The 25974-nt window shown below is 46.9% G+C and carries 22 protein-coding genes and 1 tRNA gene; 13 read left to right on the forward strand and 10 right to left on the reverse strand.

Going from position 1 to position 25974, the window contains the following annotated elements:
• Positions 1–22: 22 nt before the first annotated feature.
• Complete coding sequence (locus MC7420_RS29410) at positions 23–2263, reverse strand: transglycosylase domain-containing protein (protein ID WP_006105227.1); 2241 nt, start codon at positions 2261–2263, stop codon at positions 23–25.
• Between the two features lie 448 nt (positions 2264–2711).
• Positions 2712–4040 (reverse strand): ribulose bisphosphate carboxylase small subunit, encoded by a 1329-nt coding sequence (locus tag MC7420_RS29415; protein ID WP_044210524.1) that lies wholly within the window; start codon positions 4038–4040, stop codon positions 2712–2714.
• Between the two features lie 140 nt (positions 4041–4180).
• Between MC7420_RS29415 and MC7420_RS29420 the strand changes: the two genes are divergently transcribed.
• Together MC7420_RS29420 and MC7420_RS29425 are read left to right on the forward strand one after the other, a co-directional pair.
• On the forward strand, positions 4181–5008 hold the full coding sequence (locus MC7420_RS29420; protein WP_044210526.1) for an ABC transporter permease: 828 nt from the start codon (positions 4181–4183) through the stop codon (positions 5006–5008).
• A 59-nt stretch (positions 5009–5067) separates the two neighbouring features.
• The gene (locus MC7420_RS29425; RefSeq protein ID WP_006105226.1) at positions 5068–5649 is read left to right on the forward strand and encodes a hypothetical protein; all 582 of its coding nucleotides are present in this window, start codon (positions 5068–5070) and stop codon (positions 5647–5649) included.
• Positions 5650–5760: 111 nt separating this feature from the next.
• Here the strand turns inward: MC7420_RS29425 and MC7420_RS29430 are convergent, their stop codons facing one another.
• The 3 genes from MC7420_RS29430 to MC7420_RS29440 all read right to left on the reverse strand — a co-directional run bounded on the left by MC7420_RS29430 (position 5761) and on the right by MC7420_RS29440 (position 10623).
• Positions 5761–6891 carry a CO2 hydration protein gene (locus MC7420_RS29430; RefSeq protein WP_044210529.1) on the reverse strand — a complete coding sequence of 377 codons (1131 nt, stop codon included), beginning with the start codon at positions 6889–6891 and terminating at the stop codon, positions 5761–5763.
• A 130-nt stretch (positions 6892–7021) separates the two neighbouring features.
• A complete protein-coding gene (locus MC7420_RS29435) occupies positions 7022–8506 on the reverse strand; it encodes an NADH-quinone oxidoreductase subunit M (RefSeq protein ID WP_006105279.1) in 1485 nt (494 codons plus the stop codon).
• Between the two features lie 233 nt (positions 8507–8739).
• Complete coding sequence (locus MC7420_RS29440) at positions 8740–10623, reverse strand: NAD(P)H-quinone oxidoreductase subunit F (RefSeq protein WP_044210485.1); 1884 nt, start codon at positions 10621–10623, stop codon at positions 8740–8742.
• A gap of 583 nt (positions 10624–11206) precedes the next feature.
• On the opposite strand from MC7420_RS29440, the gene MC7420_RS29445 reads away from it, so the two are divergent.
• From MC7420_RS29445 to MC7420_RS29480, 8 genes are all read left to right on the forward strand, one after another.
• Positions 11207–11518, forward strand: coding sequence for a carbon dioxide-concentrating mechanism protein CcmK (locus MC7420_RS29445; protein ID WP_006105229.1), 312 nt, complete (start codon positions 11207–11209; stop codon positions 11516–11518).
• Positions 11519–11604: 86 nt separating this feature from the next.
• The gene (locus tag MC7420_RS29450; protein ID WP_006105258.1) at positions 11605–11946 is read left to right on the forward strand and encodes a carbon dioxide-concentrating mechanism protein CcmK; all 342 of its coding nucleotides are present in this window, start codon (positions 11605–11607) and stop codon (positions 11944–11946) included.
• 138 nt (positions 11947–12084) lie between these two features.
• Positions 12085–12387 carry a EutN/CcmL family microcompartment protein gene (locus MC7420_RS29455; RefSeq protein ID WP_006105202.1) on the forward strand — a complete coding sequence of 101 codons (303 nt, stop codon included), beginning with the start codon at positions 12085–12087 and terminating at the stop codon, positions 12385–12387.
• A 391-nt stretch (positions 12388–12778) separates the two neighbouring features.
• The gene (locus tag MC7420_RS29460) at positions 12779–14491 is read left to right on the forward strand and encodes a ribulose bisphosphate carboxylase small subunit (protein WP_044210487.1); all 1713 of its coding nucleotides are present in this window, start codon (positions 12779–12781) and stop codon (positions 14489–14491) included.
• 281 nt (positions 14492–14772) lie between these two features.
• Positions 14773–15381: a hypothetical protein gene (locus tag MC7420_RS29465; RefSeq protein ID WP_006105319.1), complete on the forward strand. Its 609-nt coding sequence runs from the start codon at positions 14773–14775 to the stop codon at positions 15379–15381.
• A gap of 190 nt (positions 15382–15571) precedes the next feature.
• On the forward strand, positions 15572–16495 hold the full coding sequence (locus MC7420_RS29470) for an RNA-guided endonuclease InsQ/TnpB family protein (RefSeq protein WP_006105364.1): 924 nt from the start codon (positions 15572–15574) through the stop codon (positions 16493–16495).
• A 195-nt stretch (positions 16496–16690) separates the two neighbouring features.
• Positions 16691–17470, forward strand: coding sequence for a BMC domain-containing protein (locus tag MC7420_RS29475; RefSeq protein WP_006105335.1), 780 nt, complete (start codon positions 16691–16693; stop codon positions 17468–17470).
• Positions 17471–17893: 423 nt separating this feature from the next.
• A complete protein-coding gene (locus tag MC7420_RS29480) occupies positions 17894–18904 on the forward strand; it encodes a LysR family transcriptional regulator (RefSeq protein ID WP_083799205.1) in 1011 nt (336 codons plus the stop codon).
• Here MC7420_RS29480 and MC7420_RS29485 read toward each other — a convergent pair.
• A complete protein-coding gene (locus tag MC7420_RS29485; RefSeq protein ID WP_006105198.1) occupies positions 18846–19961 on the reverse strand; it encodes an ABC transporter permease in 1116 nt (371 codons plus the stop codon). The two genes, MC7420_RS29480 and MC7420_RS29485, sit on opposite strands and share 59 nt — an antisense overlap.
• 10 nt (positions 19962–19971) lie before the next feature.
• The gene (locus tag MC7420_RS29490) at positions 19972–20847 is read right to left on the reverse strand and encodes an Npun_R2479 family HD domain-containing metalloprotein (protein ID WP_006105214.1); all 876 of its coding nucleotides are present in this window, start codon (positions 20845–20847) and stop codon (positions 19972–19974) included.
• A 305-nt stretch (positions 20848–21152) separates the two neighbouring features.
• On the opposite strand from MC7420_RS29490, the gene MC7420_RS29495 reads away from it, so the two are divergent.
• Together MC7420_RS29495 and MC7420_RS29500 are read left to right on the forward strand one after the other, a co-directional pair.
• A tRNA-Gly gene (locus MC7420_RS29495) sits at positions 21153–21224 on the forward strand.
• Between the two features lie 188 nt (positions 21225–21412).
• Complete coding sequence (locus MC7420_RS29500) at positions 21413–22054, forward strand: Uma2 family endonuclease (RefSeq protein WP_006105367.1); 642 nt, start codon at positions 21413–21415, stop codon at positions 22052–22054.
• 221 nt (positions 22055–22275) lie between these two features.
• Here the strand turns inward: MC7420_RS29500 and MC7420_RS29505 are convergent, their stop codons facing one another.
• The 3 genes from MC7420_RS29505 to MC7420_RS29515 form a co-directional block, all read right to left on the reverse strand.
• A complete protein-coding gene (locus MC7420_RS29505) occupies positions 22276–22800 on the reverse strand; it encodes a hypothetical protein (protein WP_006105294.1) in 525 nt (174 codons plus the stop codon).
• 277 nt (positions 22801–23077) lie between these two features.
• Positions 23078–23491, reverse strand: a complete 414-nt coding sequence (locus MC7420_RS29510) for a ZIP family metal transporter (RefSeq protein WP_006105266.1) — start codon at positions 23489–23491, stop codon at positions 23078–23080.
• 78 nt (positions 23492–23569) lie between these two features.
• Complete coding sequence (locus tag MC7420_RS29515; protein ID WP_006105341.1) at positions 23570–24460, reverse strand: alpha/beta fold hydrolase; 891 nt, start codon at positions 24458–24460, stop codon at positions 23570–23572.
• 178 nt (positions 24461–24638) lie between these two features.
• Here MC7420_RS29515 and MC7420_RS35825 point away from each other — a divergent pair.
• On the forward strand, positions 24639–25974 hold a 1336-nt coding region (locus MC7420_RS35825; protein ID WP_198016592.1), incomplete at its 3' end, for an S-layer homology domain-containing protein.

Here is a 25974-nt window from a genome sequence, read left to right on the forward strand (position 1 = left end):
CTAAAGTGCCTACTACGAACAATTACTGCACCACATCCCGCATATAACGCCCCCACAATTGTGCGGCTTGGGCGCTACTTCCTCGCGTGGGTGAGTTGTCATCATTGCCTAACCAAATCCCGGTGACTAACTGACGACTGGGTATAAAGCCAATAAACCATAAATCCACATACCGATCCGTAGTTCCGGTTTTCCCCGCTTCTCCAAATCCGATCGCGGCGGAACCGCCTGTGCCATTGCTCACAACCCCCCGTAACATTGTGGTCATCGTCTGGGCAACCGCAGGGGCTACCGCTTGAACCCCCCCTTCCCCATTTTCCTCAAACTCGTAGATCACCCGACAGGTTTTCGGATCATTCTCATCAACACAATCTCCACTATCGAGAATCCGTTGAATTCCATGGGGACGATTCCACACCCCATTATTCGCGATCGCACTATACGACCCGGTAATCTCTAACACATTCACTTCACTTTGTCCAATTGCCAACCGGGGAACCGGATCAAGCTTTGAGCGAATCCCTAATCGTCGCGCCGTTTCTACCACGTTATTTAATCCCGCATCCGTCGCTACCCGCACCGCAATCACGTTTTCCGATAGCGCCAACCCCGTGTACATATTAACTGTACCCCCGGAACGTTCACACCCACGTAAACCAAAGGCTGGGGCGCAGGAGTAGGTTTTTCCCGGTGGAATTCCTTGGGCTAAGGCGGCGGCGTAATCAAACAGTTTAAACGTTGAACCCGGTTGTCGCTGGGCTTGGGTTGCCCGATTAAACTGACTTGCTTGGTAATCAACACCTCCCACCATCGCCCGAATCGAGCTATCGGTGGTATTTAGGGTGACTATCGCCCCTTGAGAAAAGCGTAATTGGCTGCCCGTGGTATTGACAAAATTACGTAGTTCTGATTGCGCCTTCGCCTGAGTCTGCAAATCGAGACTGGTTTCGACAATAAAGTTTCCTTCTTGCGCCAACTCCGCACCCAGCAGATCCCGTAGTTCCTCAAACACGTAATTATAGAAATAGGGAGCTTTGGTGCTATTCAGGAATTCCCGAGCTTTCGGACTCACCTCAATGCGCGATCGCCTGGCTCGTTGTGCTTCCTCGTCACTAATCATCCCCATCGCCCGCATCCGGCTAATTACCCGATTTCGCAACCCCAACGCGGTATCATAATCCTGAACTGGATTATAACTATTCGGTGCAGGCAAAATCGCCACCAGCGTAGCGGCTTCGGAAAGGGTTAACTCTTGTGCCGATTTATCAAAATAAAATTGGGCAGCATCTTCAAACCCATACGCTTCTACCCCTAGATAGATGCGGTTTAAATATGTCCTTAAAATCTCATCCTTACTGTAAAATGTCTCCAGTTTCAGTGCCACAATTGCTTCCCGAAGTTTCCGGGCAGCACTATTATCTCGCCCGACATATTCGGTAAACAAACTGCGAGCCACCTGTTGACTAATCGTACTTGCCCCTTCTTTAATTCCACCCCCCCGAATATTCCGAACTAATGCCCGCAAAATTCCATAGGGATCGACACCAAAATGCCAATAATAACGGCTATCTTCCGAAGCAACTAAGGCTTTGGGTAAATAGGGAGAAAAATCCGATAACCGTTTTAGTTCTCGGTGAACCTCAGTACGCGGTTGGCGCAAAGGAACCTGGTCACGAGAATAGACGACAACGGGTCCTTGAACTCCAACGGGTAGGGGGCGCACCGGGACTTTTAACCATTCAATGCCAATAATTAAAGCAATTAATGCCGTTAATCCACCCACCCCATAGAGACTGTAACGAATAGCGAGAATATACCAAGGTGGCGGATCAACATATTGCAGCTTAACTGAGGCGGCTAATTCTGGTGGACCGATGGTGAGAATATCCCCATGACGCAAAGCTAAGGATGGCAGGCGGCGTTTACCTCGATAAATACCATTGGTGGAATTTTCATCTTTCAGAATAAAGGTTCTGCCCGATCGCCCATAGCGTTCCAAGGACAAATGAACCTGACTCACCACTGGGTTTCGCACCACAATATCGCAGGATTTAGAACTGCGTCCCAGCAAATAGCGATCGCCTAATAGGGGGTAGACTTCCGCCTTATCCGCACCCGCATCTTGCACCCACAGTTCTGGAACTTTGGCATTCGGCTTCAGCGCTAGGGCTTCAAAGTTAACTCTAGCTTGAATCGTCTGAACTGCCTGAGTCAACTGACCCAGAATGGTTTTCGGCGGTTGGGGAGGTTTGGGAGAATTCATATCCTAGTGGATGGTATTAAATCGGGTATCTTTTTCCTGGTGCGAGCGTTCATGGTTCATTGTTCATGGTTCATCACGTTGTTCGGGAGAGTTAAACCTATCTATCCGTTGCCTGAGAACTTATACATTACAATTTAGCGTGTCTGAGGAAGGATGGAGTGGGGGAAGCTGGGGAAGATGGAAGATGGGGAATTAAATCAAATGTAGGGGCGGGTTTAGCCATTCAATGGGTTTGTCACCAATAAGTGATCAACAAAACCCGCCCTTATACCTAGGTTGGGGCGGGTTTAGTCGCATCTGGGTGAGGAAAGAAACGATGATAGTGAAACTCGCCCCTACATTTAGAAAGGGCGGGTTTGAAGTAAGGTTATCATCAATAGCGAAACGAAAGCACATAAACCCGCCCCTACAAATCATGCTCTCAAAGGTCGTAAAGGATTCCCCCATCCTAACGCGGTCGCTGGATAATCGTTTCTAGAATTCGTCGCTTGGCTTTGGGGTCAATGCCAATTAATCGCACGTATTCGTTATTATGCTCCGCAAGGCGTTCGGCTAACGTCAAAATCACCTCTGATGCTTCATTTCCTTGAAATGTGCCGCCGCTTTTCCAGGCATTGGTGCGAAAACGCCGCTCATTGGCATACTCTAAACTGAGACGATAGCCTTGGGCTAAGAGTTCGCGGATCTGCTGCTGGATATCTAAATCTATAGACCCGATCAGTTCTAACGGCTGATGTGTCTTAAGGTTAACTCTATTCTCAGTAGTGACTTGATTGGCTGATCCTTGATTAAAGGTATGGGGTTCTTTGGCTAAACCGTTTCCCTGTCTCCGTGTCTGGGGGGTATATTGACCTGTGATTTGTCGTGCTGGCGGTAACTCAATCGCAGGACTTTCGCGCAGTGCCTTATTATATTCTCGAACTAATCCCGTCTGTTCAACTTGTCTTTGTTCGCCAATCATCACCTGACCGAATTCGATTAAGTGAGATATATCAAAATTCGGCTTTTCAAATTCCGGCGGTGCTTCGGTACTACGAACGACGCGAAAGGAAACTTGATCGAGTCCGACATCATGGATAAAGTGGAGAATCTGTTGATCATAAATCCGCGATCGCAAGGCGCTAAAAAAGTCAATGGCTTGATCGGGAAACTGATCCACCAGTTGTTCGATGTCTCGTCGTGGTAGTCCATCAGCCGCGAAAATCCCGCCAACAATACCAATGCGTTCCTCTCGACTGGGTTCCCAGTAATATTTTTCCATACGACCTTCTCGAATTAACGGCGCATAGAGGGTGGAGAAGTCGTTCCCGGTGACAATAATCGGGACGCGATGCAGGGGATTGGCGTCATAACTCCCAGGGAGTTGCACATCGGTGGGATGATCGGCAATATTCATTAATGTGGCGCTGACGAGTTGAGTATTGACCGTGTATTGAGTCGTGCTGTCAAAACGTCCAACCCCTGCATCCAAGTCATTAATCATTAAACCGCACATTTTCCCCTGCACCTTAATCATTTCGGCGGCTTCTCGATAACGCAAGCGAATCAGACGCGCCGGATCACCTGCATCCGGACTTTCCAGTTCACCACCAGAGATATGGATGATACCAATCCCCATTTGTTCAAAGACTAACTCGCATTGGAAGGATTTGCCTTCTCCTTTGCGTCCATGAATGCCCAGAATCAGAGGAACCCGGACACCCTCTAATTCTAGATAGTTTTTGGTAATGTGAACCGCCAGTTTATCCCGGAAGCTGGGCGCGATGTAGTAGGTCATAAATTGAGAGGTCATTGTGCTCGGTAGTCTTTGATATTACCGAATTTTGAGGGTTAGGGGTGATCAAACCCCCACACCATCAGCCAGATGCCCAGAATTATGAAGTAATATTAAGAAGAGATGTTAATCCTATCGATATTGTGAAGTCTAATCTCGTATTCCCCTTGAGCAAAACTCTCAAAGGCAGTCAATGGCAAACCATCATCGCCGATAGTCTCACCGTATTCTGGGGTGAGTGGTTAAAGCTGCGGGTGAGAATCCTGCAAGTCGCGGCGGCTGGACTCATCTCCCCAGTGATTTACATTATCGCATTTGGGTTGGGATTAGGTAGCGCCCTCAATTCAGCCATGGAAACGGCGGCGGGTGACAGCTATTTGGAATTTATCCTACCGGGGATGATTGCCCTATCCTCGATGACGATTAGCTTCAGTGGGACAACTTTTTCGATATGCGGTGAACGGCTTTACACCAAGACATTTGCTGAAACATTGCTGATGCCTGTACACCCCTTAGCGCTGTATTTGGGTAAAATTCTAGCCGGAATCGTGCGCGGGTTGATGACATCCGGTTCGGTGATTGTGGTAGCGGTTCTGTTTACAGGTAAAGTTTTCAGCTTTATCAATCCCTTATTTTTATTGGTGTTACTGCTGAATTGCGCCGTATTTTCTGGTTTAGGGGTACTTGTGGGATTGAATGTTAAGTCCTTAGAATCCGTGGGACTGTACAACAATTTTTTGATTGTACCGATGTCGTTTTTGGGCGCAACGTTCTTTGATCCGAGAACGTTACCCTTGGCATTAAAAGTTATCGTCTACTTATTACCCCTCAGCTATGCCAGTACCGGATTACGGGCGGCTGCCTATTTACCTCTATCCCAGTTTCCCTGGTATTCTATCCCAGTGTTATTAGCCTTCGCGATCGCACTATCCTTTATCGGGGCTTATAAATTCGCCCACCAGCAGGATTAAATCTGAATTGTAATTCCCTGTTCCCTGTTTCCTGTTTCCTGTTCCCTGTTCCCTAAAAAATGACAAATGACTTCATCACGTTAGAACTGCGCTGGTTCAATCGCGGTAATTTACCTAAACAGGTGAATGATTGGTTCACTACAGATTGTCCAGGCGAGATATTAGGATCGCCAGAAACCAGGGAGGATACTTATCTTTATATCCCCGATTGTCCGTATCTGAATATAAAATTTCGGCAAGGCAGTTTAGAGGTTAAGTGGCGTAAAGCAGAATGGGGTATCCGACAATTTAGTCGCCACTGGGAAGGCGGGATTGAACAATGGATTAAGTGGAGTTGTCAAGACTCAACGTCTGAGAGTCTCATGCCCAAAGGCGGCTTGACACAAGGATCATGGGTGTCGGTGAACAAAGCGCGATCGCAACGTTTTTACCAAGAGATTACCTATGAATTAACCCAGCTTACAGTTAACAATGAGAAGTGGTGGACAATTGCATTTGAGGCACTTGTTGAAGTTGACACTATGAATTTGGAGGAATTTGATCAGGGTGTTAGCAAAATAGGTTCGACGTATCAGGGATTACCATTACAAAATCACCAGTCTTGTGCTTATCCTAGTTGGCTTAAGCTGTTCGGCATTTAAACCTTAATATCAATAAGGGCGGAATCCTTGTAGTGCGTTTAGCGAAGCCATGCCGCAGGCTTTGCATCTTGCTCGCTACTAATACCCAATTTAAATGCATGACAGCTTAACTCACTGATTAACATCATTGATCCGCGATGTAACAAATCGATCCATCCAATATTCCAAATACGCCCGATTTTCCGCCTGTTGTTCCGGTTCCGTCGTATCCAACGGATGAGGCGCTAATCCCAAAATTGCCGCCGTGGTTACACAAAACATCGACTTCTGAAACGTTTGGCAAATCTGCACCCGCAAATCATCCTCTCCCCGACGCGATCGCTGATAAACTTGATGCAGATAATCAGGTAAATAATGACGCATATCCTGCATCAATAATGTTGGCGGAATCCCCGATCCTCCAATCGGTAACGGATCGGCATATAATGCCCCATAAGTAAACTTACCTTGTTCGGGCGGAATCTGATTGGCTTGGGCGTTATAGGAAACCGTCCCCAAAAACGGCGTTCCCCGAAAGAAAATCGCCTCCACATAGGGTACCGCCGTATCCATGAGAAAGGTTAACCCAGCGGATTTTGGAAGTATCTCATACTCGCGATCGCGAATTTTCACGCTATAGGTAATTGGCTTATTCGCCGACGCCACTAATCCATTTAAAATATGTTCCACCACTTGCGGAATCGTCTTAATTTCCCCCTTGTCATAGCGACTAGATAACTCCATAAAAATATCACTCATCACCCGCCAGAATTGACCCAAGCCACTGTAGTAAGCCATCTGACGCATTTGTTCGGTGAGAAAATCGGGAAATAACCAGTTTAACCCTTGGACAAACGGATTCCCCTTAAACTTTGCCTGAACTGCAGCAGCACAGTGTTGCTTAAATTCTGGTGTATCTAAATACGCATCTAATCCCCCACCTCCATGCCAAAACATGGCTTTCATGCAGTATTCTGCATATTCAAAATTAATCCGATCATGCCACCAGTGCTGCAATAGTTTCTGAAAAGAAACCTCCCCGTTGAAGTATTTAAAGAAGGGAAAAAAGACTAAAAACTGATTGTCAGCAATATAAATTAGATTGCGGGAATAGGCATCTAGGACAATGCCATAACTATGTAAAATCCCCACAACCTCTAGCACATTCTCTGGTGAATCCACCAGCAACGCTTCACCTGAGTTCAGGCGTTTAATGTAAGGTTCTAGGGGATGTTTTTTAGAGGTTTTTTGACTAATGACCATAGCAATTAGTTTTGAGTGTGTAGGGGCGGGTTTAGGAACTTTCTTTTCGCTATTGATAGTAACGTTTAGGCAAAACCCGCCCTGACTTAGTATTAACTTCCCATCTACCATCTACCATCTACCATCTGCCTTATTTTCCCAAAGCAATGGTTGGTGAATTCGTCACCATCGTCGCCGTAGTCGTTTCACTCAACCGCACCAACCATCCCGGTTGAATCCCAAAAATAACAATCAACACCGCTAAGACAATCGCCGGTATCCGTTCACTCCAGTAAACCCGGGGTAAATTAATCACCTGTGCCGAGAGACGCCCAAAAAAGGTACGATCTAGCAGAATCAAGAAATAAACTGCCGTCAAGACTGTACCAATCATACACAGAAGTGTTTGCACCGGAAACGCCGGAAAACTCCCCCGAAACACCAAAAATTCCGAGATAAATCCCACCATTCCTGGAATTCCCGCACTCGCCATTACCGCCAATACCATAAAACTACCAATCAACGGTAATCCCCGTTCCCGATTCAACAATCCATTGAGAACCTCTAAATCCCGCGAACCCGTCTTCTTATACACCACCCCCACCAGGAAAAACAGTAACGCCGAGATTAACCCATGACTCACCATTTGCATCACCGCCGCCACCAGGGAAATTGATGTCGCCGCCGCCGCCGCCAGTAAAATATACCCCATGTGTGCCACTGAACTAAACGCCACCATCTTCTTCATATCCCGTTGCGCGATCGCATTAAACGCGCCATAGAGAACACTGACAACCGCCCATATTGCTAACCACGGGGCGATAATTGCCCATGCTTCAGGAAATAATCCTAAACCAAAGCGCAATAATCCATAAGTTCCTAACTTCAGCAACACCCCTGCTAACAGCATAGAAATTGGTGTCGAAGCTTCAACGTGGGCATCCGGTAACCAGGTATGGAAGGGAACCAAAGGAATTTTAATCCCAAAGGCAATCAGAATTCCGCCTAAAAGTACCAATTGACGCGCCACGGGCAATAATGAGGCTAAATTTTGAACATTACCGTAGGCAAAACTATTCGCCCCACTCAAAAAGACCAAGCCTAAAAATACAGCTAAAACCAACGCCCCCGACGCAGCGGTATATAAGAGAAACTTGGTCGCCGCATAACCACGCCGTTTTCCGCCCCAGATAGCAATTAGCAAATATAAAGGAATTAATTCCAGTTCATAGAAGAGGAAAAACAGCAATAAATCTTGCGCTAAAAACGCCCCCGCCACTCCAGCATTTAATAACAGAATCAGCGTGTAATAAAATCGCGGACGTTCTAACTCCTCATCGCTACAGTACACTGCCATGGCGGTGAGTAAACCATTTAAAACCAGTAAAGGCATAGACAACCCATCAATACCTAAACTGTAGGTTAACCCAATTGACTCAATCCAAGAGAGTTGCTCTTGAAACTGAAAGTTAATCTCACTGGGATTAAACTGCGCGAGTAACACCAATGACCAAATAAATAGACCACTGGTAACAATCAGAGTAACTTTACGCGCCCCTTTTGCCATCAGATTCGTAGGCAAAAATCCGACGACAAGGGCAGTTAATAGCGGTACTAAAATTAAAGCACTTAGCATAATTTCTTATTCGTCTTTTCTTATTCGTCATTTGTCCTTAGTCCTTCGTCCTTAGTCCTTCTTTATATTCGCAGCCATTGACAAACTGCCTCATTGCTCATCAATTCTCATCACTCCTCTGCGACCCTCTGCGTTAACCTCTGCGTACCTCTGCGTTAAAAAAAATAACCTTCGATACCAACCAATCAACCCGGGCAGATTGAGTCACATGAGAGTCAGACAAACAAACCTTTTTATTGTCCAATCAGAAACAACCACCGTTCCCAATCCCACTGACTGAGGGGCCAACTCATTAACAGTGCCAATAAACTGACACCAATCAGAATCGTGAACAAGTAAAACTGAGACTTCCCCGACACACTATATTTCAACGATTGACCGCCAACCACAGTCACCAAACCGATTAAATTTACCGCACCATCGACAATATTACGGTCAATCCAATCCGTCAGTTTAGAAAATAGGTCAACTGCAAACACAACCGTCAAATTGTAGAATCGATCGACGTAAAAATCATAAGCTAAAAGGTCTTGCAAAAATCTCACAGGTAAGAGAATTGATCGCAATCCCGTTCTGTGTAAGTCCATTAAACCGCCAATCCCACAACCCACTACGCTGGAACCAAATAATAACAGTTGGGGGACTTCAATCAGGTACTCATACTTGGCTACGGGTAACAAGTTTAACCATTGCAGCAACAAAGGCATCCCCAATGTCATCAACGTTAACCCCACCATCGGTAACGCCATGGTCCACAAGACTTCTGGGGTGCGGCGGGTTTTCGGCTGAGGATTGCCTAAAAAAGCTAAACGAAAGACACGAGTTAATCCCAGGGCGGTAATCCCATTCACCACGATAAACGTTGCCACTAATCCAGGTGAATCTGCCCAGAGAGAATTAATCCCTTTACTTAACGCCCAATACCCCCCCAGGGGCAATAGTCCAATCATCCCCGCTGTTCCGACGACAAAGGCACTGGTTGTGGCGGGCATCCGTGACCATAAGCCGCCCATCTCGGTGAGATTTTGGTTACTGGTTGTGAGAATAATTGAACCCGTACTCATAAATAATAGGGCTTTGGCAAAGGCGTGGGCGAGGAGTAACGCCGCTGCAATATCGGCGCGTCCGGTTCCCACGGCGATAAACACCAACCCTAAATAGGCACTGGTGGTATGGGAGAGCGATCGCTTAATATCAATTTGGGCAATGGCGACTAAAGATGCACCAATCGCCGTGATCGTGCCAATTACCACTAACACGGATAAGGTGACTGGGGATAGGGCTAAAATCGGCAGCAGTTTTATCAACACATACGCCCCACAGCAGACGACCAGCGAATTCCGCAAGACGGAGGCGGGGTTTGGTCCTTCCATCGCTTCATCTAACCACAAATGCAAGGGAAATTGAGCGCATTTCCCTAGGGGTCCGGCAATTAAGGCTAATCCCAGCAAGGTGGCGAGGATGGGGGGAAGGTTTGCTGTTCCTGCCCAATCGTATAAGTTATTAAAGTTTAAGCTACCCGCGAGGCTTCCCAGGGTGACAACCCCCATTAACAGCAACATGTCACCCACCCGCTTGGTTAAAAAGGCATCTCGTGCAGCGGTAACCACTAAGGGTTGAGCATACCAAAAGCCAACGAGTAAGTAGGTGGAGAGGGTGAGCATTTCCAACAGGGCATAGCTCAAGAGTAGGGAATTACTCAAGGCAATTCCACTCATCGCCCCTTCAAAGAATCCCATTAAGGCAAAAAAGCGGGCTAATGCCCAGTCTTTTTCCATGTATCCTAGGGCATACAGTTGCGCCAACAGGCAGAGGCTGGTCACCACCTCTGCCGCACCTGTACTTACAGGCGAAACTTCTAGGGCGAAGGAGAAATTGACGCTGCCAACTTGCAGCCAGTCAAATACAAACTCGTTCACCATCGGCTGATTTACGGCAGACTGGAAGATTACCAAACCGTGAATACAGGCAAAAAGCGTCATTAATATGTTAAGATAGGCAGCCGGACGCGGACCCGTGCGACGAATCACGCCTGTTGCCCAAGGTAAGCTTAAAATGGCGCCAATTAACCCATAAAACGGCACTAACCACATTGTCTGATTCAGAAACTCTGTCATCCCGCTTGCGTACCTCGTTGGTTTTTGATCACTGGATCATATCGATACAGAATTTTGCCTATTGACCAAGGGATTCGCTGGCGCAATGCTGGTGCGATCGCGGTTTGAGTCCCTCTATCTATCTATCTATTTAATCTATATTAAAGTCAGCTTAATCAAAGTGATAAACATAGCTTATACTTAACCCTAGAGCCTTGACCTTCTCTCCAAGCTTGAGTTGTTCGGTTAGGCGTTTCTCCTACCCGTTGCCCCTGCTTGATTATGAGGTGATTCTCCCGGCGTCTGGAGACAAGTCATTTTAACGTATAAAAACGTTACCAAAAAATTATAAAAAAAGCCAACATTTCGCCAAAGCTGAGAATTTTGCCCAACCTCTCGATTATTATCGCTCTAAAGTTAAGTTTTGTTAAACAGTTTGATTAAGAATTATCATAATAATTTATATTGTCAATTGTGCCAAGCTTCTCTATGCTTGGTTTTGGCTAGTAATTTATTAGTCTAAACTTCGACATTCCCGTCCAAATTTTTGCCCAACCGGGATGGGCGGACTCATGGTCAACGTATTCACAAGGAGAAAATCAACGTGCCAATTGCTGTAGGAATGATTGAAACCAAAGGGTTTCCGGCTGTCGTCGAAGCCGCCGATGCCATGGTGAAAGCTGCCCGTGTCACCTTGGTCGGGTATGAAAAAATTGGTAGTGCGCGGGTCACGGTTATTGTTCGGGGCGATGTCTCAGAAGTTCAAGCGTCCGTCGCTGCTGGCGTAGAATCTGCCAATCGGGTCAATGGGGGTGAAGTCGTATCCACCCACATCATTGCTCGTCCCCACGAAAACTTGGAATACGTTCTACCAATTCGATATAGCGAAGCCGTGGAGCAATTCCGATCCTATTAGCGAGATCTCTACGCTTAGATTGGGCTAAATACTGGCGCTCCCAAGGTGTCAAAACAGACAAACCCCTAGATTTTGGAGAAACATTCATGTCAATCGCCGTTGGAATGGTAGAAACCCTCGGCTTTCCTGCTGTCGTCGAAGCCGCTGACGCCATGGTGAAAGCCGCCCGTGTCACCTTAGTCGGGTATGAAAAAATCGGTAGTGGTCGGGTTACGGTTATCGTCCGGGGCGATGTGTCGGAAGTCCAAGCCTCTGTAGCCGCTGGTGTGGATAACGTCAAGCGCGTCAATGGGGGTCAGGTTCTATCCACTCACATTATTGCTCGCCCTCATGAAAACCTAGAGTACGTGCTGCCGATTCGGTACACTGAAGACGTAGAACAGTTCCGAGAAAGCACGAATGCCATCCGTCCGCTTAACCGTCCCTAAGACCAATACCCTTATCCTTAAATGATTATAGGAAAGGTTAATTGGGGCTTGAGACAAAGGCAAGACTCGCTCGTTAAAAAAAACGGTAACTCAGTCCGCCCAGAACCGACGATCCAAAATCCCAACCGTGGAGGATAAATGCAAATTGCCAGAGTGCGGGGGACAGTCGTTAGTACTTGTAAAGAACCCAGCCTGAGAGGTGTAAAATTTCTCTTAGTACAGTTTATGGATGAAGAGGGTAAACCTCTACCTAACTACGAAGTGGCAGCAGATGTCGTCGGTGCGGGTGTGGATGAGTGGGTTTTGGTGAGTTGTGGCAGCGCAGCCCGTCAGGTGGGTGAAAGTGATAAGCGCCCTATTGATGCTATGGTAGTGGGGATTATCGACACCGTTAGTGTAGATAATCACATTCTCTACAGTAAAAAAGATCAATATCGATAGTCTGGGGTGGAAAAAGTCATCCGAAATCGTTAGCACCAATCATGAGCAAGCCCTGAGTCTGACTCCCTTATCGGTCTAAGATGACTGACCGCCAGACTAAGAATTCATACCCTAATTTGGCGTATTAAAGCCAATACTTATTCTGCTAGCGGGAGGGGAGTTAACCCAATAGCCCTCGGCTCAGTACCCGGGTTTTGGTTTTAACCAAAAACTTCTCCCTCAAAACCCGACAATCTAGCTAGAATTGCGGCTGTTTGAAGATCCAACTTAAACACAGATCTTTATATCCCTATTGGGATAAACATCCAAGGCTTATGGATGAAATGCTCTTGGTTTAATCAAAAAAAAACAACACGTTGATATACGTTGTGCAAGGCAGGAAAATATTATCATGGTAGTTCGTAGCTACGCGGCACCCCCGACCCCTTGGTCAAAAAGTTTGGCGGAACCCAAAATTCACGAAAGTGCCTACGTCCACTCCTTTTCTAACATTATCGGAGATGTCATAATCGCCGAAAATGTTCTGATTTCTCCGGGGACTTCCATTCGAGCAGACGAAGGTGGACCGTTTTACATTGCCGCTGGCTCGAATATTCAAGATGGAGTGGTGATTCATGGCTTAGAAGGTTCGCGAGTGTTGGGGGATGACAAAAAAGCTTACTCCGTCTGGATTGGTCAGAATACCTCGATTACTCATCTATGCCTGATTCACGGTCCAGCCTACATTGGAGATGATTGCTTTATTGGCTTTCGCTCCACCGTGTTTAATGCTCGCATCGGTCATGGCTGTATCATCATGATGCACGCCTTGGTGCAAGATGTGGAAATTCCGCCGGGGAAATATATACCCTCTGGAGCAGTCATTAATAACCAGCAGCAAGCGGATAGATTGCCCGATGTCCAAGAGGAGGATCTCACGTTTGCTCATAATCTGATCGCATGCAACGATGCATTGCGATCAGGGTATCAGTGTGCAGAGGATGAAGCTTGTATTGCGCCAATCCGCAAGGAGAGGCTTCAAGCCTCTGACTCTGATCAGGAAAATGGAAATCAACCTTCTCGTCGTTCTTCTTATTCTTATAGTTCCATGCCTTCATTTACAGCCATAAATTCAGACCTGCAGAAACAAATTCGTCAACTGTTAGCTCAAGGATATCGGATTGGTGCCGAATATGCAGATGAGCGACGCTTCCGGACCAGTTCTTGGAAAAGTGCGATCGCGATTCACTCAGATCGTGAATCAGAGGTGCTTGATGCTCTGAGCGATTGCTTAACCGAACATGAGGGCGAATATGTTCGCCTGATTGGGATTGACCCGAAAGCCAAACGGCGGGTGATGGAAGAAATTATCCAAAGACCCGGTGATCAGCCGTCCAAGTCCACCCCAGCGAAAGCATCTTCGAGTTATCGTTACAGTCAACCTGCGGCGAGCAAAAACCGTCAAGTTTCCCGTTCACAACCCCAACTGGAGTCTGATCTTCAGCAAACGGTGGTGGGACTGGTCGCTCAAGGTTATGGGGTTGGTTTAGAATATGCCGATGAGCGGCGCTTCCGCACCAGTTCTTGGAAGAGCGCGATGTCGATTCAATCCAATCGGGAATCGGAGGTGATGGACGCGATTATCGACTGTGTAACCGACCATGAGGGCGAGTACGTGCGCTTGATTGGGATTGACCCCAATGTGAAACGACGGGTGCTGCAAGAAATTATTCAACGACCGGATAGTAAAGCCTTGACAACAGGGACATCGGTCTCCTCAAATGGTCGGCGCGATCGCACCAGCACCAAAACCTCGGTATCAGCACCCTCAAAAGCGGATTCTGTATCACCTGCGGATACGTCTTTGAGTCAAGAGGCGATTGATCAAGTCCGGGGTTTGTTAGCTCAAGGCTACAAAATTGGTACCGAACACGCCGACAAGCGTCGCTTCCGCACCAGTTCCTGGCAAAGCTGCGCTCCCATCGAATCAAATCAGGTTTCTGAGGTGGTTGAGGGGTTAGAAGGCTGTATGGCTGAACATAGCGGGGAATATGTGCGTCTGATTGGCATTGATCCAAAAGCCAAGCGGCGTGTCTTGGAAACCCTGATTCAAAAACCAAGTTGAGCAATCATTACCTCAGTAACCCTTAGAAGTCAGCGGGAAAGGAAAGGGTGATCTGTGATTGGGGATTGGCGATGGAGTTAGGCTTGAAATCTATGCTTTCTCCGAAATTGTTCAACAAAGAAAGAATTGACTATTTTTAATCCTCAATCCCTTTCCTTTCCTACAGAGGTAATCCAAAATCACTGACTTCAAAATCGCGGTACTTCTAATTCTATTGACCTGATTAGCTTCACGTTTATAACGTCTATAACTATAAAATGCATTTGCCCCTGCCACTACCATTGAGCAGTCACTCTCATGTCTATGTTCAAGGTGATGTAACCATTGATCCGAGTGCTGTGATTTCATCGGGAGTAATTTTGCGGGCTAATCCTGAGAGTCAAATAATTATCGCGGCAGGTGTTTGTATTGGTGCAGGTTCAATTCTGCACGCTGACCAAGGGACGTTAGAGATAGAAACCGGTGTCAATATGGGTACAGGTGTATTGGTCGTAGGTCACGGGACAATTGGGGCAAATGCTTGTATCGGTTCACTGACCACGATTTGGAATGCTTCGATTGAGCGATTAACCGTTGTGCCTGCGGGGTCTGTTGTTGGTGATGTGGGGCGTCAAGTTGCCGAGGTTTCCCCAGCCGCGACTCCTCCGGTTGATAGCTCTAATCCCCCAGAAGCGGCGAATCCTGAACCTGAACAAGAGGCGATCGCATCTGCTCCATCTCCTTCTCCTGAACAGCAGGATGTCAACCCACCTGTTGATTCCCAGAGACATTCCAGTGAGTCCACGACGGAAGAAGACCCTGAATCTGCTAACTCCCCGGCGGAAAACTCTGTCTATGGGCAAGGTAGTGTAGACCGGATTCTCAAAACTCTATTTCCCTATAATCAATAATTTGGACTCCTGATGCAAGGGAGTCATTTAGCCGCTTCAATCTGTAGTGTTAAGATCAGCGCTGAGATAGGTTACATCGATAAGTTGTTAGGGTTAGAGTGTTGGGCAAGTAACCGTAACCTAATTTCTCCCCGAACCTTCCCATAGCTGGGCTTTTTGGGTAGGTTCACACCAGTTGAGCATTAGGCAAATGCTATTAGGATTCAAAACCGAGTTAAAGCTGAATAACAAGCAAAGGAAGCTATTAGCCAAGCACTCCGGTGTTACCCGTCATGCTTGGAACTGGGGACTAGGCTTAACTCACCAGATACTTGACCATAACCGGGACAATCCAGAGGACAAGATAAAATTCCCTACTGGCATTGACCTACACAAATGGTTGGTGGCACTGGTTAAGCCTGTCTGTCCCTGGTATTATGAAGTGAGCAAATGCGCTCCTCAGTATGCACTTAGGCAATTGGCTGAGGCTTGGAAACGGGCATTTAAGAAGACAAGCAAGCCACCCAGGTTTAAGAAGAAAGGGCGGGGCGATAGCTTTACCCTAGATGGGTCAATCAAGCTAGACCACTTCAAGATTAGAGTACCTAAGATTGGTTGGCTGAGGACGTATGAGCGATTGCCTGATGCTTATCAACCCAAGTCTGTGACCATATCCAGAACGGCTGATCGCTGGTTTATCAGTTTTAAGCTGGAGATTGAGCCATTCAATACCCATAAACCCTACCCCGTTGTGGGGGTGGACTTAGGCGTAAAAGCACTAGCCGTTTTGTCTACAGGTATCGTGGTAGAGGGAGCGAAAAGTTACCGCAAGCATGAGAAAAAGCTATCGCGTTGGCAATGGCTCAACCGCCATAAAGTCAAAGGCTCGAACAACTGGAGGAAAGCCCAAGTCAAGATAGCTAGGCTCCATCGCCAGATAGCCAACATCCGAAAAGACACCCTGCACAAGCTCACATCCTATCTAGCCAAAAACCACAGCAGAATAGGGATAGAGAACCTTAACGTGTCTGGCATGATGGCTAATCATAAGCTGGCTAAAGCTATTGCTGATGGCTCTCCCGTACTTAGGGTGATAATAAAGTCTTATGAATTAAGCCAAAGTCCCACGGTGTAATGCTTGTAGGTTGGGTTGACGAAGGAAACCCAACTAATTAAGCGATTAAGCTAGGTTTTCTTCAAATCAAGCCAATCGCTACACATATAAGGAAAATTTATCACCTTATGTACGGGAGAGCCTCTTATGTAACGGTTTCTTAGACTGGATTAGAGGCAACACTTAACAGCCAACAACGACATGGAGAGCCGAGCTATGGAGTCATACAACCCTGGAATTATCCCCCACACCCCTTCTACTCAACGAAATCGCTTTCGTCATTCCTCTTTGGGTTTGGTGTCTACGCTCAGTTTTCCCGTGATTGTAAGTACGGCTGATGCGATGCTCAAGGCGTCTGGAGTGACGTTAATCGGATTTGAAAAAATTGGCAGTGGTCATTGTACGGCAATTGTGCGCGGCGCTACAGCAGAAGTGCGGATTGCGGTGCAAGCTGGGGTTGAACATGCTAAACGAGAAGGTCGATTATTGTCCTCCTTGGTAATTCCTCGACCGTTCCCAAACTTGGAGGTTGTCTTACCTCTGGGTTCTCATTTGCTAGAAGATGTGCAACAGCAGACGCGATCGCGCCATAGTTCCCAAGCCCTGGGACTTCTAGAAACTCGCGGTTTTCCCGCGATCGTCGGTGCAGCGGATGCGATGCTCAAAGCAGCAAATGTGGAACTGACGGGTTACGAAACCATTGGCGCGGGCTTATGTACCGTGATTATCCGGGGTCGGGTAGCGGAAGTCGCCATGGCGCTGCAAGTGGGTATGGCAGAAGCCCAACGGATTGGGGAACTGGTTGCTGTCACGGTGATTACTCGACCGTTAGAGGATCTCGAACAAGCCCTACCCTTGGCAAGTTACTTCATTGAAGAGGAAGAAACCCCTGAACCCCTACGATTGCCTGTTGAGGTCAAGGAAACAGAGAAGGAATTAGTCGAACTCCCTGATTTAGATAAATTGCCCGCGCCGACTAAAGAAATTGACTTCTGATACTACATTGCCGATGAGCAGAGCTGAGGGAGCATGTAGAGACGTAGCATGCTACGTCTGGAAGCTGGGGGAGACAAAATTAAAAGCTCAAAAAAATCATGTAAATTCATGTAATAATCCTCCTGCCTCCTGCCTCCTGCCTTCTGCCTTCTGCCTCCTGCCTCCTGCCTTTAACAAAAAAGGCGTTGCACCCAATTCCAGCGATGATCGGATTAAGCTTTCCTGTAGAGTACAGGCTAAAACCAAACCGCTTATTCCGGAACATACAAATTGGTTAGGGGACAACGCGAGATGGAAGGAAGACTGTCACTTGTTTGGTGTTATCTGAAATCTTAACTCAGAGTTACCATAGAAAAAATACATTGTTCTGATAGAAATCATAGACTATAATCTATAAATTATTCCTATCAAGGAGGAGTATCGTTGAAGCAAGCCACGCTGCATCAGCTCAAAGTCTTTGAAGCCGTTGCTCGACATAATAGCTTTACTCGTGCTGCTGAAGAACTATTTCTCACCCAACCGACGGTGTCCATGCAGGTGAAACAGCTGACCCGAGCGGTTGGTGTTCCCTTATTTGATCAAGTAGGCAAACGTCTTTATCTTACCCAAGCCGGAGAGGAACTCGTCAAGACCTGTCGTGCCATATTTGAGAATTTAGACCAGTTTGAGATGACTATTGCCGATTTGCAAGGTCTGAAACAGGGACGCCTGCGGGTGTCGGTGATCACAACCGCTAAATATTTTATTCCCCGGTTACTCGGTCCATTTTGTCGGCGTTATCCAGGAATCGATGTATCGCTTCAGGTGACCAATCATGAATATATTCTGGGTCGTCTGAATGACAATGCCGATGACTTGTATGTAATGAGTCAACTCCCGGATCTGGATATTACCTACGAAGCCATTCTGGACAATCCCCTGGTTGTCATCGCCCCAGCGGATCATCCGTTGGTGAATGAAACCAATATTCCTTTAGAGCGTTTGGCAGAGGAACCTTTTATTATGAGAGAACCTGGATCAGGAACGCGCAAGGCGGTGCAAGAACTATTTGATTCCCGTGATATTGAGTTAAAAGTGCAGCTTGACTTAGGCAGCAATGAAGCCATTAAACAAGCGATCGCGGGAGGGTTAGGCATTTCGGTTTTATCCCGTCATACCTTAGCCTTAGAGGGCATCTGTAACCAACTGACCATTTTAGATGTGGAAGAATTCCCGATTGAACGATACTGGTATGCGGTTTACCCAAATGGCAAACAACTCTCCATTGTCGCTCGCACCTTTCTCGATTATCTGCTCACCGAAGGCAAAGACTTTGCCCAAAAGACTGCCCTACGCCGAACCTTGCCACAAGCGCAATCCAATGGAACTCTTCCCCCTAGCGCTGCAAACTCCGAGGATCAAGGGCATCCCGTAGACCATCCCCCAGCAAGTTAAAGGCTAACACGGTCAAGATAATCAGCGCGGCGGGGGGCCAAATTAACCAGGGTTGTAGTACCAAAATCGAAGCATTCGTTGCCAAGGATAGCAAATTTCCCCAAGACGGGTCAGGTTGCTGAATACCCAGACCGATTAAACTCAGCACCGATTCCGCCACAATAAAGCTGGGGACGGCGAGAGTGGCTGAGATAATCACATAGGTTGCCGTTTGGGGCAGCACATGGCGGACAATAATGTAAAGGGGTTTAGCCCCCATCGCCTGAGATGCTTGGACAAATTCTCGTTCTTTAATCGATAACACCTGTCCGCGAATCACCCGGGCTAATCCAGACCAGCCAATAAACGAGGTAATTAAAACAATTAACAAAAATCGTTGGGCGCTGGTTAGTCCTGGTGGTAACACTGACGCTAATGCCACGAGTAGGTATAGAGTGGGAATCGTCATCATCACTTCCACGAGGCGCATCAACATGGCATCAATCCACCCCCCGAAATAGCCAGAAATTCCACCGATAATTAAACCCAGCGGAAAAGAGATGGCAATTCCCACTAAACCGATACTCAGACTAATTCGCCCCCCATACACCAAACGACTGAATTGATCCCGACCTTGCTCATCCGTCCCTAATAGATTCAGTTTGCCTTCACCAATCGTGCCGAACAAGTGCAAGTTCATCGGAATTCCGCCAAATATCTCCACCTCTTCAAAGTTGGGGGGTAAGGGGAAACGCAGTTGCAGAAACTGGTATCCCGAACCTTGAACAAATAAACGGATGGGGGACGGACTTTGCCAATCCACCATCAGTTCTCGTTCCCCCGTCTCTAAATCCGTTGGTCCTTGGGTGGTTGGGTAGACATGGGGACCAATAAACCTGCCTTCGGGAGTGCGCCAGTAAACTTGGGTGGGTGGCAACAGGGAACCATTGGGTTGGGAGACATACGGGTCATAAGGCGCGACAAAATCAGCCGCAATTACGGCAAGGTAAAAAATCAATAGCACGATCGCGCCAAACCGAGCCAAGGGGTTCTTTTTCAGTTTTTGCCACCAGTTCATGGGTTACAGGTTAAGAATTAAGCTGCTGGGCGAGTTGTCGGTGTTGTTCTTCGTTCTTTTCGTGTTCGACAACAAACACATTGGAGTAGAGGTTGGCGGTGATTTGCTTACCCTCTTGGGTGAGGGACAGGTAACGCAGGGCTTCCTGGATAAAGGGAAATACTCCATTCCAGTAAAACCTGGAATAACCCGCGCGAAGGTCGCCAGGATGCTCATAGCCTAAGGCTTGGTTGACACCCGTTTCTTCAAATTCGTAGAATAGAGAGCTAATTTTCTTGAGATAGCGCGGATCAGAAAGCTGACCAATTAAGTCAGAGGCACGAATCAAACCGGGATAATTCAGGGTATCTCGATGATCCCCTTCTTTAGGAACCGGGAAACGAGTCAGTTCAATATTGAGCTTAATCAGTTCCGCGTCAATCAGTTTGTGACCGCCAAATCGCTCATCCGTAAACAGTTTCGCCCGATCAACATGATGAGGCGTTAGGGAGGCATCGGTAGCGCCAGGAGGCAGATGCACCATCTCACCATTTTTGCCCGTCGCATAAAGTCGTTCAGTTTCGCGATCCTGACGACAGACTCCTTTCACATAGCCAATGTCGTGGCAAACCAGAGAAATGATAAAGTGCAACCAATCTTCTGGTGTGACGCCACCTTCACGGATATGCTTGCCTCGGAGAATCTCCTGACCGACTAAGGTGACGAGGATAGAATGCTCGACATTATGATACAGGGCATCGCTGTTGGCAATATTTTCCATTGCCATACTGCCTGCCCAAGCAATAATGTCCTCAAAGTCGGTTTTCAGCCCCCCGTAAGTCCGGTGGTAGCCATCCCGGAGTCTTTGGACAAATGAGTTTATGAGAATTTCTGTTGCGTTAAACATCCTGGGTAATCCCTGCGGAGTGCAATGGTTTGAGGATCAATCGAACAGTTATAACTCTATACTTTACAGGATGCGATAAATTTAAGTGGATTGGGATCTAAAGATTCACAACCTCGGCGTGTTTTTGGTCATAGCTAACTGTTACCGAACTCGCAACCCCTTTATTTGGAAGAGTTTCAGGATTTTTGTATAAACGAAAACATACCTAGCTCAATCAAGGTTAAGTCTTCACCTCCAGAGTCAGGTAGAAATATGAGGCAAATTTATTGATATAATAGCTTAAAGATTCTCGTTGAGAGTAACTTGCGGGTGTAGTTCAGTGGTAGAACGTCAGCTTCCCAAGCTGGATGTCGTGGGTTCGAGTCCCATCACCCGCTCTACTGGCGTGGCACAGCTAAAATGGTGGAATAGACTTGACTATTGAATCGGGCGCACGTCTATTCGCCCCTACGGTTTCGGGTATCCCATTCTAATTCATATTGCTAAGGTGTGCCACGCCACTACAGTGACCGAAAATTTGGGTTCAGGCTCCCCGTCCTTCAAGGACGGCTTTGGTTATAGCACCATGAAAGCGACAGACTTGCATCGCCTACAAATGACATTGCTCATCGCCTGCTTAGAATGGCTGTGGCGAGAGCGCAATGATTTCTATGCGTCTGGTAATCTGACGATCTACTACTCTCCCCGTCAGCGCAAGTCAGAGAAGTTCCGGGGACCGGATTTTTTTGTGGTTTTGGGAGTAGAACGCTTTCCTCGCCAAAGTTGGGTGGTTTGGGAGGAAGATGGTAAGTATCCCAATGTGATTGTAGAAATTCTTTCTCCCAAGACGGCTGCGACTGATCGAGGCTTAAAAAAGCAGCTATATCAAGATGTTTTCCGTACTCCGGACTATTTTTGGTTTGACCCGAATAGCTTGGAGTTTCAAGGTTTTCATTTGGTCGATGGTGAGTATGAACAGTTGCATCCGAATCAGCAAGGGTGGTTATGGAGCAAACAGTTGGGGTTATATTTGGGAATTTATGAGTCGAAGTTGCGCTTTTTTAATGCCCAAGGACAGCTAATTCCGATACCCCAAGAAGTCGCTGAACAAGAGCAACAACAGCGAGTGCAAGCAGAGCAACAGTTAACCCAAGCAGAGCAACAGTTAACGGAGATGGAGTCGCTTTTGAGTCGATATCGGGAACGCTTTGGAGAGTTGCCCGAGTAAAGTGGCTTATAGCGCTACGCGCTAGGCTTTCTTGCAATAGGCAACACCTCGGCTTACTTCGACTTACTTCGGCTTACTTCGGCTTCGCTCAGTAACACGCTCAGTACAAGTCGCTCAGGGTCAAGCGATTTAAATTAATTTTTCTTCTTTTGTCCTAACCTTAGAGCGTAGTGCTATAACTCCCCATTTCCTTTATCTAACCTATCTCTTGCTTGGAAAATTCAGTTCAACAAAGATTTCCATTCTTTTTTCAAACAGTGCAGCACCTCAGGCTCAAAGAGGACAACTTTTTGGTCGTCGGGAAACTTCCCTTGGCATAAGCGCACGGCAATTTGTCCTAAGTTTTCACTGAAGAGAATCTGCTTAAATAACAGATTATCTGTTTTCTCGATCAGATGAACCGCTGTAGCAAATTCCCCTTCTAAATCAAAACCAACATTCAGTTTGATGTGATGGATTTCGTGAATACAGCGGAAAATCAGGTTAATGTCTGAACCCAAAAGATCAGAATTGTTGAACTGAGTGGTAATCATTAGTTTCCCTTGGTTATAATCTCTATAGATATGCTCTAAGCTCAGTTCTGTTCCTTTCATGTAAGGAAAGTAATCAACATACTGAAACTCCATACCCTGGAGTTCTACCTGTGCTATATCCACGATAAACTGACGGAAGCCTTTCACGACGGAAGGCGAGAGAGCATACGCTGGGGTATCAATGTAATACCGAGCAATGTCTTCAAGATTCATGTGTTTTTGTTAGATGCAACCAACTGATAATGGAAATCACCAGACAATCTAATCATTGACCTGGCTTACTGAGGGTAGTCCCTCACAGAATTCACCCAATTCAATTTTGGGAGATCTCAGCCCAAAAAACATCCAGAGAACTACGGAAATTTTTGGGTGAAATTCCCGAAAAGTCCGCGTGGATTCACCGATGGAGGTTTATTTATAAAGTAAATACAAAAAAGCTAGACAAAGTACATAGACTGTGCTATTCACTTTGTTTTATCGAGGTATTGGTTCAACCTAAGCCAATATCGAGAAGCATCATGATCACGAATCCTACTATAATCCCAATTGTGGCTTCGTGTTCGCGACCTTGATGATGGGATTCGGGGATAATTTCATCGCTAATCACAAATAGCATCGCACCCGCTGCAAATGCCATTCCCCAGGGTAAAAGTGGTTGTGCGATCGCCACACTCATAATTAACGCCGCATTCATCGGGGAAGCGCCTTGAGAAATCGCCGCATCTTTACCCGGTACAATTAATGAAAACGCCGTCGCAGCTAGCATTACGCCACCCCCGAATCCTAACGCGATCGCTTGTAATCGGTGGGTCAAGCGAATCGGTAAAAATACAGGTAACGCACCGACAAAGGTTGCGAGTCCCGCCAGCAAACTGGCGATAAAACCCGCAAGAATTGGATTCATAAGTTATTTGTCATTCGTCATTCGTCATTCGTCTTATGTCTTATGTCATTCGTCATACTCGCGCAAGCGAGAAGCAAGCTACGTCATTTGACTTAGCCAATCGAGAATTAGAGAATTAACCATCTCTGGCTTCTCATCGTGAGGACAATGACCCGCTTGGGGGATGGCAAAAAACTCGACATCCTTCTCCATTTGGCGCTGCTGCTGGTAAATCGCCGCCCCATTAATTGGTGTCCAAGGGTCATTTTCGCCCCAAAGAACTAATAGAGGACGGTTTAATTTGGGTAATAATTCCCCAGGCGCAGGACCTGCAGGACCCGTTAAGACAGATGCAAATACCTGTTGGGCACCCGGATCACAGGAGGGCTGGTAGAGTAAATCGACTAATTCTTCCGTAATCGCTTGGGGGTCACAGTAAACCTGACGCAGGGTGTTGCGAATGCGGTTTTTTTGGCGAATTCGGTTAAATAAAAACGGACCGACGGTTTTAGAACTAACCAATTTGTTAAAGGTTCCCATCACCAGCCGTAAGGGTAAATTTAACTCATCGGGACGGTGGTTTAAGCCCCCTGCACAATTAATCAAAACACCACCAACGGCAATATCCGGGTATTGGGTAACTACCATTAAACTCAATAGCGCCCCAATTGAGTTGCCAATAAATACGGTTGGTTCCTGAATATGGGCGTCCCAGAAGTCTTTGATCTGTTTCTGCCATACCTCTAAGCTGTAGTCTAAGGCAGGTTTATCTGATCCGCCGAACCCTAACAGATCAATCGCAAACACCCGATATCCCGCATCCGCTAGCACCGGGATATTCTTGCGCCAATGTCCAATGGATGCACCAAAGCCGTGAATCAATACCAAGGGTTGACCTGTTCCCTGGACGGTGTATTGAATTGAGTGACCTTGCCAAGTCCAAAGGTGCTTTTCTAAGGGGTTGTTCTGGATTCGCGGTTGGGTAATCACTGTGCTTTATGAAGTTTGTTTAAGTGTTTTGTTCTATGATACCGGGATTGAGACAGATTCTGGAAAATTTTTGCCCAGATTCCTGTTTATTGAGAATCGCCACGTTTGAATAAATGGGAACAGTTTCCCCATCAGTTCTGTCTTTAGGTTCCTTTTGTTTGTGTTTGGTATGCGTGTTATGAGTCAACTATTATTTGCGTCAAGCGGTAGGATAATCATCGCCGTCGCTGGATTCGCGATCGCCACCGCTACTCCTTCTGTTGCGAATCCTATCCCCACATCTCCCCTAGAGGTGATTCAGGGGATGGAACTTGCCCAAACTTCCTCAGTAGAAGCAGATACCGTTGAATCTTTACCTGACGCGATCGCAGAGGCTGTCTTTGAGGATATCAGCCGTCGCCATAATTTGGATACATCCCAGCTAAAAATCCTCAAAGTCGCCCGCCAAACTTGGTCTGATGGTTGTTTGGGATTAGGCGACGATCAGATTTGCACCCAGGCGCTAGTTCCAGGGTGGTTGGTGATTGTCGGGAGTGAGGATAAACTGTGGGCGTATCGGACGGATGAGATGGGTTCAGTTGTCGCCCTGGATGAAACCTTAAGCCAGAAAATGACCGCCCGGTATACCGCGACGCTGATTGAAGAACAACGCATCCGCACCCGCAACCGTGAAACTACGGAAATTACCGCCGGGAGTACCACCAGTCAAACCACCCAGGGAACTGTTGATAGTCGCGCTAGTCAACGCCAAACCAACCAAACTACTCAGATAAGTGGGGGGGCGACTCAACAGCAACAAGTCGCCGCTAGTGGTTCCCAAATTCGCCGAACTGTACAAACAAGTTTCACGGATATCGCCAGTAACTATTGGGCGCAGGACTTTATTGCTGAATTAGTACGCTTAGATATTATCAGGGGATTTCCCGATGGCACATTTCGTCCCAATGAACCTGTGACTCGCGCCCAGTTTGCGGCGATGATTCGTAAGGCGTTTGAAAAGACGAAAATCCGTAATGTTAGTATCCGGGATGTTTCTACCCGTCACTGGGCATACAATGCCATTGAAGAAGCGTGTGAAACGGGGTTTTTAACGGTTAATTCTGCTAATAACTTTAACCCCAAGCAAAAGTTATCGCGGTTGGAAGTATTATTGGCATTAACTCAGGGGTTAAATTATTCTGTGAATGGATCAGCGACGAACATTTTGCAATTTTATAATGATGCATCAGCGATTCCGGTTAATGTTCGTCCTTTAGTTGCGGCGGCGACGCAGCGAGGCATTGTGGTCAATTATCCTAATGTCGAATTACTGAATCCCAATCAGATAGCAAGTCGTGCAGAAGTAGCGGCATTTTTGTATCAAGCTTTGGTGAGTACCGGGGAAACCGTGGCGATTTCTTCTCCTTATGTGGCGGCGATTGAGTTTGAAGAAATCGAAAATGAGGTGCAAGAATCGGATGAAGAACAGGAACTAGAAATGGAAGAGGATGATTGGGGTGGTGATGATGATGATG

It is taken from the genome of Coleofasciculus chthonoplastes PCC 7420 (genome assembly GCF_000155555.1).
GTDB classification, from domain to species: domain Bacteria; phylum Cyanobacteriota; class Cyanobacteriia; order Cyanobacteriales; family Coleofasciculaceae; genus Coleofasciculus; species Coleofasciculus chthonoplastes_A.